The sequence below is a fragment of the Leucobacter fengyongliangi genome, assembly GCF_052386045.1.
In genome coordinates this window covers 449,024-462,504 of record NZ_CM126356.1, presented here as the reverse complement: position 1 = coordinate 462,504, position 13,481 = coordinate 449,024, and the positions used below count along the sequence as shown (strand labels likewise).

The 13,481-nt window shown below is 57.3% G+C and carries 12 protein-coding genes; 8 read left to right on the top strand and 4 right to left on the bottom strand.

Annotated elements, in window-relative coordinates:
• Positions 1-335: 335 nt before the first annotated feature.
• Positions 336-1,484, bottom strand: a complete 1,149-nt coding sequence (locus ACTNFK_RS02220) for a glycosyltransferase family protein (protein ID WP_435936025.1) — start codon at positions 1,482-1,484, stop codon at positions 336-338.
• 609 nt (positions 1,485-2,093) lie between these two features.
• Between ACTNFK_RS02220 and ACTNFK_RS02215 the strand changes: the two genes are divergently transcribed.
• Positions 2,094-3,023, top strand: coding sequence for an ABC transporter permease (locus ACTNFK_RS02215; protein WP_435936024.1), 930 nt, complete (start codon positions 2,094-2,096; stop codon positions 3,021-3,023).
• Positions 3,024-3,028: 5 nt separating this feature from the next.
• Positions 3,029-4,255: an ABC transporter ATP-binding protein gene (locus ACTNFK_RS02210; protein WP_435936169.1), complete on the top strand. Its 1,227-nt coding sequence runs from the start codon at positions 3,029-3,031 to the stop codon at positions 4,253-4,255.
• Between the two features lie 36 nt (positions 4,256-4,291).
• On the opposite strand, the gene ACTNFK_RS02205 is transcribed toward ACTNFK_RS02210, so the two are convergent.
• Entirely contained in the window at positions 4,292-5,395 is a 1,104-nt protein-coding gene (locus ACTNFK_RS02205; protein WP_435936023.1) for a glycosyltransferase, read from the bottom strand.
• A gap of 18 nt (positions 5,396-5,413) precedes the next feature.
• The gene (gene rfbA / locus ACTNFK_RS02200; RefSeq protein WP_435936022.1) at positions 5,414-6,277 is read right to left on the bottom strand and encodes a glucose-1-phosphate thymidylyltransferase RfbA; all 864 of its coding nucleotides are present in this window, start codon (positions 6,275-6,277) and stop codon (positions 5,414-5,416) included.
• Between the two features lie 87 nt (positions 6,278-6,364).
• Between rfbA and ACTNFK_RS02195 the strand changes: the two genes are divergently transcribed.
• From ACTNFK_RS02195 to ACTNFK_RS02170, 6 genes are all read left to right on the top strand, one after another.
• Complete coding sequence (locus ACTNFK_RS02195) at positions 6,365-7,285, top strand: glycosyltransferase (RefSeq protein ID WP_435936021.1); 921 nt, start codon at positions 6,365-6,367, stop codon at positions 7,283-7,285.
• Positions 7,282-8,604, top strand: coding sequence for a UDP-glucose dehydrogenase family protein (locus ACTNFK_RS02190; protein WP_435936020.1), 1,323 nt, complete (start codon positions 7,282-7,284; stop codon positions 8,602-8,604). Before ACTNFK_RS02195 ends, ACTNFK_RS02190 begins: the two co-directional genes overlap by 4 nt.
• 110 nt (positions 8,605-8,714) lie before the next feature.
• On the top strand, positions 8,715-8,978 hold the full coding sequence (locus ACTNFK_RS02185; protein ID WP_435936019.1) for a hypothetical protein: 264 nt from the start codon (positions 8,715-8,717) through the stop codon (positions 8,976-8,978).
• Between the two features lie 2 nt (positions 8,979-8,980).
• Positions 8,981-9,394, top strand: coding sequence for a type II toxin-antitoxin system VapC family toxin (locus tag ACTNFK_RS02180; RefSeq protein ID WP_435936018.1), 414 nt, complete (start codon positions 8,981-8,983; stop codon positions 9,392-9,394).
• Between the two features lie 50 nt (positions 9,395-9,444).
• Entirely contained in the window at positions 9,445-10,446 is a 1,002-nt protein-coding gene (rfbB, locus tag ACTNFK_RS02175) for a dTDP-glucose 4,6-dehydratase (protein ID WP_435936017.1), read from the top strand.
• A 2-nt stretch (positions 10,447-10,448) separates the two neighbouring features.
• Complete coding sequence (locus ACTNFK_RS02170; RefSeq protein ID WP_435936168.1) at positions 10,449-11,837, top strand: sugar nucleotide-binding protein; 1,389 nt, start codon at positions 10,449-10,451, stop codon at positions 11,835-11,837.
• Between the two features lie 48 nt (positions 11,838-11,885).
• On the opposite strand, the gene ACTNFK_RS02165 is transcribed toward ACTNFK_RS02170, so the two are convergent.
• Entirely contained in the window at positions 11,886-13,358 is a 1,473-nt protein-coding gene (locus ACTNFK_RS02165; RefSeq protein ID WP_435936016.1) for a sulfatase-like hydrolase/transferase, read from the bottom strand.
• Between the last annotated feature and the right edge of the window lie 123 nt (positions 13,359-13,481).

The window sequence follows — 13,481 nt, the reverse complement described above, 5'->3', positions numbered from 1 at the left end:
TAATTACAAGGAACCGAGTTAATTGGGATCGGCCTTCAAATGTGCTCAACTTGCTGGATTGCGTGCGCATCCACGAGTCGTATGTCTTCGGTATCCGCGAAGCGCGATGCCTTGACTCAAGCTCGGGCAGGGCGACACCTACTGCGTTCCGGACTGTCCGGTAGTCCCGATAGATCATCCCGCCAAAGCTACGAGATCGCGAACCTTCAGGGAGCGCGTTGCGAAGCCTTAGTGCTACCCGGGATCGAAACGAAGTCAACAGTCAACCTCCAGCATGTGTATGTCGCTTAACTCAACCACACTAGCCGAGTCATCCCCAAAGAACTCGGGCAGCGCTATCTCCTCCGCCAGAACATGCTTGCCACCCGGTCTGATATGTGGACTGCCTTCCGAGCTCGAAATCTCCTAATCTCCTCTTCTGCGCCGTCTAGAGCCTCACGGAGCAGTCTGCATTCTGCGCTCAACTGAGCGTTCTCGTCTTGAAGTCCCATGATCTGCTGACGAGAAGCAACGTGACGCTTCGCTTTCTCTACGAATTGCATGAAAGCCTCGGCACGTACTTCATAGGTGTGTTCTAAGAGCACATGGCTCCGAAGGTCTGAAACCAGTCGAAACCTCCCCTCCTCATCATCCAAGAATTGCTGAAGAATCGCTTCCAGAGGAGCATTATCAGTGACGACTGGGACTCCCGACAGGCCCAGTTCGCTCAGTCCTTCCGCGCAATTTGTTATCACAAGCGCGCCGGCAGCTAGGCCTTCATATAGTCGGCTATTTTGGCACCCAAATTCTCGGGTCGAGGGAGTGAGGTCGTCCAGGACGATCTTACTTCGGCCGTAAACTCCCGCGACATCGACAAAGTCAACTGGGTCATGAATGACGACCACCTCCCCAACATCTTCAAGGGCCTTTAGCCCATTTCCAAACCAATGAACGGAAAACCCAGAGGGTAGCTTCCTAATGTCATCGACTAACCCCCGGTCATGGCCCCAAAGGTTCAACGTTGTTGAGATCTCCACATCTCGCAAAGCGTCTTGTCCAGCAAAAAGTCCCGCGTCGACCCCGATTGGGAGAGTCGCCGTCGCGCCCATGAACCTCTTTCTAATAAAGGCTTCTGCCGCTTCGGAAGATGCAAGAATTCCATCAAATTCAGCTAGTGGTGCCCGTTCAACCCAGTCTTCAACCCAGTTACGAACCCAGGCGAGCCTTAGAACGTCATCCCGCGCGTGCCCAGGAGTGGCATCCTGCAGCATCGCTACGGTAATCGTCGTATGAGGAGGAACGTCCAAGTGCCAATGTTCTAACCCCAGAAACGAAACGCCCCATCCGCGGACATCCAACGCGCGTGCAAGACCTAACGCGACGAAGAGGTCCCCTCTGCCTTCGTCAAGTGAAGTGCTGTGCACATAGAAGACAACGTTTTCCTGATTACTCTCTGTGTGGGTACCGCGTAGCAAACGCCGATATTCACCACGAATGTCTGTCACGACCCCGCCCATCTCAAATAAAACCCTCATTTTAGCCTGTCACCCATTGAAAGCGCACGCAAGCGCAAGCTGCATTCTCAGCCGGTTGACTCAATCAGGCTTGGGCCTTCGTCCGCCTAAATCTGCATGGCTCTCAGATCGTAATTTCGTAATGCCGACACACGCATGCCTCTATGAGGGTAAGTCGTGTCTGATAGCAGCAACTACGAGAACATGCTGAGGCTAGGTCAACTCACTCCAGTCCCTATGGGGCATGCCAAATTAACGTTCACTGCGAAAAGAGAGCTAGTTGCCAGCGGAAGCTACCCGCTCTCGGTGTCGGCCGACCTATTCTTGCTACATGCTCTTCAACGCACTCAGGTAACCTGGTACAGAACTTTGAGTGCCGTCTATTGATCGTTCTTCAAGCGCTTAGAATGGTCTGGTTTGCGTTCGCGCACACAGAGCCACGCCGAGCGTCGCGGACAACTGGCCTCGGACTATCCGGAGCTGTGGAGCAGTGAAATTTCAAGACAATCAATCTGACTTGATGGGTAAGGCGAGCATTGCTCAGGTTACTTACGCGGCAACCTCAGGGAACAAAGTCCACGGACCAAGAAGGTGAGCCCCATGAATCGCGACCAGCGACTAGCGATGCTCGGCCAAGAGCCATTTACTCACATCGGTACCCCTGCTGATTCCGGCAAATCGCATGCCAGCTACAAAGGGTTCTCCAGAACTGCCCGTGAGATTTTTGGAAATCGAAGCATACTCGCCCTGCTTGTGAGGCGCGACATCAAGTCCCGCTACAAGGACAGCTCCCTCGGACTTATCTGGACACTGATCCGGCCACTCACCCAACTCGCGATTTACTTCGTAGTGGTCGGAAAGTTCCTTGGCGCCGAAAGAGGCATTCCCGACTTCGCTATATATATATTTACGGGACTCACAGCCTACAGCCTGTTTTCGGAGATCGTTTCGGGAGGTACCGCTTCTATCTTGAGCAACGCCGGGCTGGTCAAGAAGGTCTATGTGCCGCGCGAGCTGTTCCCGCTTGCCGCAATGGGCACGGCTCTGTTTAATTTTGTGATTCAATTGGCGATTCTTCTCGGAATCGTGCTGCTAACTGGAAATTTCCGTCTGAGCTGGAATTTGCTCTACCTCGTACCTGCGCTCATCATCCTTGTCAGCTTTGGGCTTGCCCTCGCCCTCGTGTTCTCCGCTTGGTACGTCTACTTGCGCGACATCGGATACTTCGTCGAGATAGCTGTGATGGTGCTCATGTGGGCATCACCCATCCTCTATTCCTGGGGCATGGTTCGAGACGTCATTACCAACGCAGGGATACCCTGGCTGCTACAGATCTACACTGCGAATCCCGTGACTCTCGCGGTAGTCGGCTTTCAGGAGTCAATCTGGAGTACCACCGATCGTGGTCTCCCTGTTCCTGAACACCTCATGACTCAACTCAGTATCGCGGCCACCGTCGGCCTGTTGTGCGTTTTCGGAGCACAACGCATTTTCGCCCGGTTGCAGGGCAATTTCGCTCAGGAGCTGTGAACACTATGCCACCCTTACACGAGGCATCCGATGAGGCGCCCGTCGTCATCAAGGCGGATCGAGTCAGCAAGCATTTCATGCTAAGACGAGACAACTCCTTAAAAGATCGGTTGCTGTCCTTTCGCACCGGGCGTCAAAACCGTGAGGAGTTCACGGCACTTGACGATGTCAGTGTCGAGGTCAAGGCCGGGCACACGGTCGCGCTGATCGGGCACAACGGTTCGGGCAAAAGCACACTGCTGAAGATTATCGGCGGGATCCTTGATCCCTCTTCTGGCATGATATCCAGCCGGGGTCGTATTGCAGCATTGCTCGAACTCGGAGCTGGTTTCCACCCGGACCTTAGCGGGCGCGACAACGTTTTTCTGAACGCCTCGCTTCTCGGGATGAGCCGGGCAGAGACTGATGCCGTCTTTGACGACATCGTTGCCTTTGCGGAACTCGAAGACTTCATTGACACCCAGGTGAAGTTTTACTCATCCGGCATGTATGTACGCCTGGCATTTGCAGTCGCGATCCACACTGACCCTGACATTCTGTTGGTTGATGAGGTACTTGCCGTAGGCGATGAAGCTTTTCAGCGCAAATGCATGGACGCGATCAGACGATTTCAGGCTGATGGTGGAACCATCCTGCTAGTCACGCACAACCTCGGTCAAGTGCTCGAGCTCAGCGACAGCGCCGTTCTTTTGCATCACGGCGAGCTCGTGTACCAGGGCGACCCTCGTGAAGCAGTGACCCGCTTCCGTGATCTATTAGAAGAGCGACGAGTAAAACACGAGCATGAAGTTTCAGAGTCGAGGGAGGATCTATCCGGCCCACAAACCGAAATCGGAATACAAGCATACTGCGTCGCCGAACACCGGGAGGCCAACGAACCAGTCGACCTCGGGGATGATCTAAATATCCATATTGATCTGCAGGGCCAAGTCCTTGATGATGACTGGATGCTTTCAATTCAGATCGACAATCCAATGGGCCTAAGGGTATTCGGCGCGGCGAATGATCTTATTGAGATGCCACTCTCGCCGTTCTCAGGTTCAGTCTCATTTCGGTTCACCATACAGAACACATGCTTCGGGGAGGGCAAGTACTTTGTCAATGTCTCAGTACTTGACGGCGGAGGTCAACATCTCAAGGATGCCACTCAGGCCGCGTCCTTCAACGTAATCGCCCCACGAACGAGCCGCGGAGCTATCTCAATGAAGTATTCGCTTGAGAAAACCTCTTAGCGCAACGATCAACAGCTTTGATGTCCCGGGGCCGGTTCAATTCAAACGGAGACCCAGAATCGAACGTAGCCGACGGGCAAAACGGAGCGCACGTGATCGGAGCAACTCCGCATTCTCCGCTTCGAGCATTCGGGCGTGTTCCTTACTCGCCTGGAGCGCCTCCTCAGACTTCTGGATTTCGGCCCTGTCAAACAGGCGCGAGCGGACGAAGACGTACTCTGGCCGAGAGGGTGCCCATTCAGACAATTGTTCCCGCTCGCTGTGGTCCAGACAAAGATATTTCCGGATAGCATCGTGAAAGATCAACTCCGCCTGAGTGGCGACGGCAATCGGCAAGTCAGCCAAATAGTCTGCTGCGATCCTTTGTCTAGCGTCGGCAAAGGCTAGTTCGGCCACCGCGACTACTAGACTTCGGACGTGCCACTCAGAAACACGAGCCGTTGTGATTGAATCTGCCCGAACCCTTCGCACGAAGAAATCTGATGAGTCGTAGCCAACTCGACTCGCCGAAAGCATCAGGCGCATCGTGAAGCCGTTGTCTTCGTGAAGTACCCCTTCGGTGAAACGAAGTTCAGCTTGTTCTAGCAACTCGCGTCTTGTCATGTATAAGCAGGCAGACGGCTTCCATTCCCCGAACTTGGTCATCTCCACAACCAACTCGGGTCCCGATATTCCGGAGGTATAGGCTTGCCTCCGCTGGTATTGGCGCTGGTATTGCTGTATCAGCCCGGAATCCATGGACTCGTCGATCAACGGTCGGGCATTGAAAAACACTGAATCGAGTTCATCCCGTTCAGCCAAATAGGTTAGTTTCTCGAGCGCTTCAGGATCGAGCATATCGTCACTGTCAAAAAAGTAGACGTAGCGCCCCTCCGCCCTCTGCAGCGCAACGTTTCGTGCTGCTCCAAGACCAATGTTTTCCTCATTAACGATCACAAATATGCGAGAGTCTTCACCTGCGTGCTGCCTAAGCACTGCCAGCGACCCGTCAGTTGAAGCATCATCAACACATATGATCTGGAGTTCTTTAAGTGTCTGTGAACGAATACTCAGTAAGGCCTCATCCAGATATTGCTGAGTATTGAAAATCGGAATTATTACCGATACCAGGGGTTCGGTATACGGATCGTCTTCCTTCATTAACTGTACCTTTACGCGTTATTGCAGCTTAAGATTTGTGAGATATCTCCCGTACCCACTCTTCACAAGAGGAGCGGCCAGTTCTGCGAGATGGGAATCGTCGATCCACCCGTTGCGCCAGGCGATTTCCTCAATGCAGCCAATCTTGAAGCCCTGTCGATCCTCGATCACGCGCACATACTCTGAGGCCTGCATCATCGACTCGAATGTGCCAGTGTCAAGCCAGGCAGTTCCGCGGTCAAGCACCTCAACTGAGAGCTTGCCAGCGTTCAGGTATTCTTCGTTGACGCTCGAGATCTCGAGTTCGCCGCGAGCGCTGGGCTGAATGGTCTTGGCGATCCGAACCACGTCATTGTCGTAGAAGTACAGGCCGGGAACAGCGTAGTTGCTCTTTGGATGCGGCGGCTTCTCTTCAATAGAAACTGCACGCATATTCTCGTCGAATTCAACTACGCCATACGCCTGTGGCTCGGCCACGTGGTACGCGAACACCAGCGCACCGTCAACTTCATTGTTTTTGCGCAGGCTCGTACCCAGCCCGACGCCGTGGAAGATGTTGTCGCCAAGAACGAGCGCCACGCTGTCGTCTCCGATGAACTCCTCGCCGATAATGAAGGCCTGCGCGAGCCCATCGGGAGACGGCTGTACCGCGTACTCAATCCGCATGCCCAGCTGAGTTCCGTCGCCAAACAGCGCACGGAACTGGTCGTTGTACTCGGGGGTCGTGATGATCAGCACCTCACGAATTCCCGCCATCATCAGCGTCGACAGGGGGTAATAAACCATCGGCTTGTCGTAGATCGGCATGAGTTGCTTCGAGATGCCCTTAGTGATGGGCCACAGCCGGGTACCGGAACCACCAGCGAGAATGATGCCCTTCATGGAGCACGTCCTTTCCACAGATCAACGGCAAGCTTACCGAAGGCGTGCAGGGCGCGCCCTGAATCTCTAGTCCATAGGATGGAAGCCATGCTAGAAGCCGCTCCCCCGCACTCGACTCCGCTAACCAATGTGGGCGTGGTGACGGTGAGCTACGGATCCGGCGACGCACTCACCATATTCCTCCGCAGTTTGCGCGAGTACCACGGGGACCTCCCCGTCGTGGTGGTCGACAATAAGCCGGATCACGAAAGTGTGCAGGGCATCGCGCAGCGCTACGGTGCCCAGTATGTGCCGATCCCGGCAAACCCTGGCTACGGTGCCGGCATGAACGCCGGGGTGCGTGCGCTGAAGCTCGGGGTCGCCGCACATACCCCCCTCGATGCCTACTTCTTCTGCAATCCCGACGTGCGTTTCATAGAACCCGCCATCGGTCAACTCGCCGCATCGCTGCTGGGCGATCCGGGCGCCGGGAGCATTGGCCCACGCATCCTGAATGAAGACGGCAGCGTGTATCCCTCAGCTCGAAATATTCCATCGTTTGGCACCGGCGTGGGCCACGCGCTGTTCAGCAAGATCTGGCCTGGGAACCCCTGGACGCGTGCCTATCAAGATGCCGCAAACTACGGCGAGCGCCGCGCTGCAGGTTCCCTCTCTGGCGCAGCAGTCATGGTGAAACGCTCGGCCTTTGAAGATCTCTCCGGCTGGGACGAGGCGTACTTCATGCACTTTGAAGACATCGACCTCGGATGGCGGATCGGGAACCTTGGGCTCACCAATGTCTACGAGCCTTCCGTTTCGGTCGAGCACTCCGGGGCGCACTCGACGAAGAAGCATGCCGTCGCAGTGGAACAGGCGATGACTGACAGTGCAATTCGCTTCATGAACAAACGGTACACAGGGTTCTGGCGATCCCCCTTGCGCTGGGCCATTCACATTGCGTTAAGGTTTCGAGGGTTCCTCAAGTTGGCAATCCTCCGTCGAAACAGCAAGGAGAATGCACCATCGTGAAGATCTCAGTAATTGGCTGTGGGTATCTTGGCGCAGTGCACGCCGCTGCAATGGCATCACTCGGCCACGATGTCGTGGGCGTAGATGTCGACGCAGCACGCGTCGAGCAATTGTCTTTGGGCGAGGCCCCTTTCTACGAACCCGGTCTTGGCGAGCTCCTGACCTCCGGGCTCGCTTCAGGCCGCCTCCGATTCACTACCGACATCGACGAGGTCGCCGCAGCGTCAGTGCATTTCGTCGCAGTTGGAACCCCTCAGTCATTCGAGGGGCAATCTGCCGACCTGACGTACGTCAATGCCGCGATTGAAGAGCTCATTCCACGACTTGCCCCGGGGTCATTGGTTGTTGGGAAATCCACAGTGCCGGTTGGGACTGCGGAACAACTGGCTTTCTTGATTGACCAGCACGCACCTCAGGCGAGTCTCGCTTGGAACCCAGAGTTTTTGCGCGAGGGCTTTGCGGTCCGAGACACCCTGCGACCGGACCGGATCGTATACGGGGTCCCGGGCGATAAGGATGCTGAGCGAGTCGAAAAGCTTCTGGATCAGGTGTACGCACAGGCTCTCACTCAGGGCACTCCAAAGGTGGTCACAAATTACGCGACAGCCGAACTCGTGAAGGTCGCAGCCAACGCCTTTCTCGCGACAAAGATCAGCTTCATTAACGCGATGGCTGAAATCAGCGAGGTAGTTGGCGCGGATGTCACACAACTCGCCGACGCGATTGGACACGACAATCGAATCGGTCGCCGTTTCCTCAATGCTGGGGTCGGCTTCGGCGGAGGTTGCCTGCCGAAAGACATTCGCGCGTTCGCAGCGCGTGCCGAAGAACTCGGTCTTGGCGAGTCGGTTGCCTTTCTCCACGAAGTTGATGCAATAAACATGAGGCGTCGATCTCATGTGATCGAACTGGCCGAGAGTGTGTTCGGAGGTGATGTCTCTGGAAAGCGCATCACTATCCTTGGCGTGAGCTTTAAACCAGACAGTGACGACATTCGCGATTCACCAGCGCTAGACGTTGCAGTCGGACTTTATGAGCGCGGTGCCGCTGTGGTTGTCACCGATCCGCAAGGCATCGAAAATGCTCGGCAGCGTCACCCTGAGTTGCACTATGCGCCTGATCCCTCTGACGCTCTCGCAGGCGCTGAACTCGTAATTCTGTTGACGGAATGGACAGAATACAAGTCCCTGGATCCTCACCTGACAAGATTGCTTGTGTCCGATCAGGCAGGTCCTGCAACGATAATTGACGCACGCAACGTGCTGGACCCTGCAAGCTGGCGTGCTGCCGATTGGCGCTACCTCGGGCTCGGGCGATAAGCGTCCTGTCTCGATAGCCGAGTTCTCCGCGAACTTGCGCATGTACTGAACCTGGTCAGTTCCAGCTCCACGAAGTGTTGCACCATTTCCTTTGGTGGTACACTCATTGCATGCCCACCGCACTCACGCGTTTTCAGGTCACCGAAACCTCCGAGGTTGCCCGCGCCCTCCGCGTCGCGGAGGAAGCCTGGCCCGAGTTATCTCGAAGTGAGCGGGTCAAGCTTTTGCTAGTTTCTGGCGCAGAGCGACTCCAGGATCAGCAGATGACACAAACGGCTCGGCAGGTTGCCGCAGTGCACGAGTCAGCCGGCATGTTTAGCGACCTGTACGAAGAGCACCATCGCGAGAAGCTACGTGACGAGTGGCCGGATTGATCGTGTCATTTGAACGAATCACGCTCGACGCCAGCGTGATCATCGCGCATTTCAATTCACGAGACGCACATCATGAGGCCGCAGGCACACTTCTCGCCAGCAATCAAGGTGCCTTCATCATGCACTCCCTCACACTCGCGGAGGTGCTCGTCGCACCTGCACGTGGTCGCCGACTGACTGCAGCGTTGCAGGCTCTGTCGCACCTGGGCATCGAAGAGTGGCGCCCGGAGCCAGGCCGAGCAGGGAACCTCGCTGAGCTGAGAACAGAGACCGGACTCAAGATGCCCGACGCATGCGTGCTCGATGCAGCCCTCTGCACTGGCACTGCGCTTGCAACCTTTGACGACCGATTGGCTGCGGGCGCCCGCAGCTGCGGGGTTCGTGTGGTGAGCCCACAGGCTCCCGACTTAGAATAGAGACGACTATGTCTGCGCGCAGACACACGTACTAACGCAGGAGGACCTCAGTGGCCCGCAAGATTCTCGTGACCGGCGGCGCCGGATTCATCGGTTCGAACTTCGTGCACTATCTCGTCGCGAACACCGACGACGTGGTGACCGTGCTCGACAAGTTCACCTACGCCGGTAACGAAGCCTCGCTCGCTGGCCTCCCCGAAGACCGCGTCACCGTGGTGCACGGTGACATATGCGATGCCCCGCTGGTCGACCGACTGATCGCCGACACCGACGTGGTGGTGCACTATGCCGCTGAGTCGCACAACGACAACTCGCTGCACGACCCGCGCCCGTTCCTCGACACCAACATCGTCGGCACCTACACGCTGCTCGAGGCCGTGCGTCGCCACGAGAAGCGGTATCACCACATCTCCACCGACGAGGTGTACGGCGACCTCGAGCTCGATGACCCCGAGCGGTTCACCGAGCAGACGCCCTACAACCCCTCGTCGCCCTACTCGTCAACCAAGGCGGGCAGCGACCTGCTGGTGCGCGCGTGGGTGCGCTCCTTCGGCGTACAGGCCACCATTTCTAACTGCTCGAACAACTACGGCCCGCGCCAGCACGTCGAGAAGTTCATCCCCCGCCAGATCACCAACATCTTGGTTGGCGACCGCCCGAAGCTCTACGGTGAAGGTCTCAACGTGCGCGACTGGATCCACGCCGACGACCACTCCTCCGCCGTGCTGCGCATCGTCGAGGCCGGCCGCATCGGCGAGACCTACCTCATCGGCGCCGACGGAGAGAAAAACAACAAGGAGGTGCTGGAGCTGATCCTCACCACCATGGGGCAGCCCGCAGACGCCTACGAACACGTCGTCGACCGCCCCGGTCACGACCTCCGCTACGCGATTGACAGCACTAAGCTGCGCGAAGAACTCGGCTGGCAGCCGTCGTTCCCCGACTTCGAAAAGGGCCTCGCCGCCACCATCGACTGGTACCGCGACAACCCCGAGTGGTGGCAGCCGCAAAAGGCCGCGACCGAAGCCAAGTACAAGGAACAGGGGCAGTGAGCATGGTCGCCAAGCAACTCGCGATTCGCGAGACCACCATTCCTGGGCTCGTGCTGCTCGACCTCCCCGTGCACGGCGACAACCGCGGCTGGTTCAAAGAGAACTGGCAGCGCGAGAAGATGGTCGCGCTCGGCTTGCCCGACTTCGGGCCCGTGCAGAACAACATCTCCTTCAACGACAAGCGGGGTGCCACGCGCGGCATTCACGCGGAGCCGTGGGACAAGTTCGTCTCGGTCGCGACAGGCAAGATCTTCGGAGCCTGGGTGGATCTGCGCGAGGGTGACACCTTCGGCGCGGTCTTCACCGCGGAACTCGACCAGTCGACCGCGATCTTCGTGCCACGTGGCGTGGGCAACTCCTACCAAACCCTGGAAGACAACACCGCGTATGTATACCTGGTCAACGCGCACTGGAGCGCCGAGGCGCAGAGCGAGTACACCTTCCTCAACCTTTCCGACCCGACCGCCGCGATCGCATGGCCGATTCCCCTCGAGGAGGCCGAGCGCTCGGAGAAGGATCTCGCCCACCCTGTGCTCGCAGATGTCGTGCCAATGAAACCGAAGCGCACGCTCGTGCTCGGCGCCAACGGCCAGCTGGGTCGCGCGCTGCAGCAGGCGCTCCCCCACGCTGATTTTGCGGATCGCAGTCGTATCGACCTCTTCAACGAAGAGACGCTCGACCGCGTGCGGTGGGCTGATTACGACACCGTGATCAACGCCGCCGCCTACACCGCGGTTGACGCCGCCGAAACCCCCGAGGGTCGGCGCGACGCGTGGGACGCGAACGTGACCGGCGTCGCCCGGCTCGCGCGCATCGCCACAGAGCAGGGCCTGACCCTGGTGCACGTCTCGAGCGACTACGTGTTTGACGGCACGAAGCGGATGTACACGGAAGCCGACGACTTCGCGCCGCTGGGCGTCTATGGCCAGACGAAGGCCGCGGGCGATGCGCTGGTGTCAACGGTTCCGCGGCACTACATCGTTCGCACCAGTTGGGTGATCGGCGACGGCAACAACTTCGTTCGCACCATGGCCTCGCTCGCCGAGCGTGGCATCGATCCGAGCGTTGTGAATGACCAGATCGGGCGCCTGAGCTTCACCGACGACATTGCCGCGGGAATCGTGCACCTGCTGCAATCGCACGCCGCCTTTGGTACCTACAACCTCACGAATGAAGGTCCCGTGATGTCGTGGGCCGACATCGCGAAGCTCGTGTACTCGGGAACCGGGCACGACCCGGAGCGCGTGAGCGGCACCACCACGGCCGAGTACTTCGCTGGCAAGCAGGTTGCCCCGCGCCCGCTCTTCAGCACGCTGTCGCTCGGCAAGATCGAGGCCGCCGGGTTCACGCCGCGCGACGCGCGAGACGCCTTAATTGCGTATTTGAGTTAGCAGATTGCTGCGGCTGAGAGACACGGCATCAGGTCCGTCCGCAGCACTCTATCCGGCGCCCACGGCCTGCAACTGATCCTCATCGCTGACTCCCCAGAGTCGATGGTAAAGGTCTGCAGATCGAGACTGGATGAGCTCTTGGTACTCCCCCGGATTCATCTCTGCAACACTCCCTGCTGGTGTGGCGCCGACCAACGCGGAGACTGCAATCCCAGCACGTCGGTCTTCTCGTCCAAGACCGAGCAACTCAAGAGTGGTGGCAAGCACCGTTAATTGATCTTGGCCTTCGCGCATTGCTGATGGTGCCCTTGGGCTCCAGAACCGGTTAAAAATAGTTCGATCTTCAATGGCGGAAAGCTCATCCCACATATGCCCACCCTCAGCAAGCATCTTTTTGTGATCTCCGACCACGACGACCACAGTATTCTCTAGAAAGCCTTCCATTTCAAGAAAGTCCACGAACCCCGCAACCTGCTCCATTGAGCATCGAAACGCGTCTGCGAGAGGATCCTCATTTCGAGCCTGACAATAGTCAAAAAGGTGAGCCGGCTCGTGGGAGTCAAGGGTCAGAAGTGACAAATGGAACGGCTCACTCGAGTCCTTGAGACTCGTAATCTCAGCTCGTGCGAGCTCGAACAGCGCTCTATCCGAGAGACCCCAGGCGGAGAATTCTGTCTCTCCCATTTCCTGCCAAGTGCGGAGGTCCTTCACCTCGTCATACCCATGACCACGGAGAAACCGTTCTTTCGATGCAAATTGCGCATCCGCACCACCTAAGAAAACGCTCGTGTAACCTGCATCGTTGAGCACATCACCCAGGCACACTGCCCCAGAAAGGAAGGCGTCGGCTTCTGATCCAATCTCGTTCGAATTGATATCGTTCTCACCAATTCCCGCCCCACGAAGTGGCACTCCGCACTCCATTCCAACGAGCCCGGCCATCGTCCAGCCCCCGCCGTTGTACTGCTGCAAAGCGGGAATCTGTGCCCAGTTCTCTGTTTGCGATTCGAGAGGTTCGAGAAGATTCTCCTCAAACAAACTCTCATCTCCGAGCGCATCTTCAACCGACTCAAGATAAATCGTCACCAGGTTAAGCGGGGCCTCTTGTAGATCAGATTGCATCACAACCTGCACATTGGTTCCCTCGGCGAGTGGAGCGACGTAGTAGTCGTTCATAGACAACGGGCTCAACATTGCGCGCAGGTACTGAGGCAGCTCAACAGCTTGGGAGAAGTTCGATACACCAATTGCCAGCAATGCAAGAGCGGCCGCCGCTGGCATCAACCTTCGAATAGCCCTGCCCTTTGGAGGTGCAGCGGAGTCGGGAGTGCTCGGCGAACCAAGCGCCCCCCTGTGAACTCGAGATTCTTGAAGGCGCCGGATGCCTGTAAAAACAAGCATGATCGCTAATGCAGAGATCACCAGGCTCAGAGGCAAGACGATCGCCTGCCAGACAAAACTCTCGACGTATCCTGACTCTGCAGCTGTTCCGCCGACTCCCCCGGCACCCTGCAGGTTCATGAGCATCTGATCGACCGAAATCGGCCCAAACGTGCGGCGGATCCACGAGGCCGCACCCACGAGCACTGCACCCAAGGTAGCCACGATCCAACCGAACACCGTCATCGAAACGCGTATGGCTCG

Excerpts from the sequence above, each read along its gene's own strand:
- ACTNFK_RS02210 (WP_435936169.1), top strand. The coding sequence starts at position 3,029 with ATGCCACCCTTACACGAGGCATCCGATGAGGCGCCCGTCGTCATCAAG.
- ACTNFK_RS02170 (WP_435936168.1), top strand. The coding sequence starts at position 10,449 with ATGGTCGCCAAGCAACTCGCGATTCGCGAGACCACCATTCCTGGGCTC.
- ACTNFK_RS02185 (WP_435936019.1), top strand. The coding sequence starts at position 8,715 with ATGCCCACCGCACTCACGCGTTTTCAGGTCACCGAAACCTCCGAGGTT.
- ACTNFK_RS02165 (WP_435936016.1), bottom strand. The coding sequence starts at position 13,358 with ATGAACCTGCAGGGTGCCGGGGGAGTCGGCGGAACAGCTGCAGAGTCA.
- ACTNFK_RS02215 (WP_435936024.1), top strand. The coding sequence starts at position 2,094 with ATGAATCGCGACCAGCGACTAGCGATGCTCGGCCAAGAGCCATTTACT.
- ACTNFK_RS02195 (WP_435936021.1), top strand. The coding sequence starts at position 6,365 with ATGCTAGAAGCCGCTCCCCCGCACTCGACTCCGCTAACCAATGTGGGC.
- rfbA (WP_435936022.1), bottom strand. The coding sequence starts at position 6,277 with ATGAAGGGCATCATTCTCGCTGGTGGTTCCGGTACCCGGCTGTGGCCC.
- ACTNFK_RS02205 (WP_435936023.1), bottom strand. The coding sequence starts at position 5,395 with ATGAAGGAAGACGATCCGTATACCGAACCCCTGGTATCGGTAATAATT.